General features: G+C 54.3%; 1 protein-coding gene. It reads right to left on the bottom strand.

Going from position 1 to position 597, the window contains the following annotated elements:
• The coding region (locus tag L9G74_RS19895; protein ID WP_238898509.1) for a ubiquitin family protein at positions 1-568 on the bottom strand (568 nt) is incomplete at its 3' end.
• Between the last annotated feature and the right edge of the window lie 29 nt (positions 569-597).

Here is a 597-nt window from a genome sequence, read left to right as displayed (position 1 = left end):
GGGGGATTCCCTCCTTGTCCTGAATCTTAGCCTTGACGTTTTCGATGGTGTCGGAGCTTTCAACCTCTAGGGTTATGGTCTTGCCGGTGAGTGTCTTAACGAAGATCTGCATGCCACCACGGAGACGGAGGACGAGGTGAAGAGTACTCTCCTTCTGAATGTTGTAGTCAGCAAGGGTACGGCCGTCCTCAAGTTGCTTTCCGGCGAAAATGAGACGTTGCTGGTCCGGGGGGATTCCTTCCTTGTCCTGGATCTTCGCCTTCACATTGTCAATGGTGTCGGAGCTCTCCACCTCGAGGGTAATAGTCTTACCCGTAAGAGTCTTCACGAAAATCTGCATACCACCACGAAGACGCAACACCAAGTGGAGAGTTGACTCCTTCTGGATGTTGTAGTCAGCAAGGGTGCGGCCATCCTCCAGCTGCTTGCCGGCGAAGATGAGACGCTGCTGGTCTGGGGGGATGCCCTCCTTGTCCTGGAGCTTGGCCTTGACATTGTCAATGGTGTCAGACGACTCGACCTCAAGGGTGATGGTCTTGCCAGTCAAGGTCTTGACGAAGATCTGCATGCCTCCCCTGAGCCTGAGCACAAGGTGGA

Origin of the sequence: Shewanella electrica (assembly GCF_022321485.1) — a bacterium.
Lineage (GTDB): Bacteria > Pseudomonadota > Gammaproteobacteria > Enterobacterales > Shewanellaceae > Shewanella > Shewanella electrica.
This window is presented reverse-complemented; position numbering and strand designations above follow the sequence as displayed.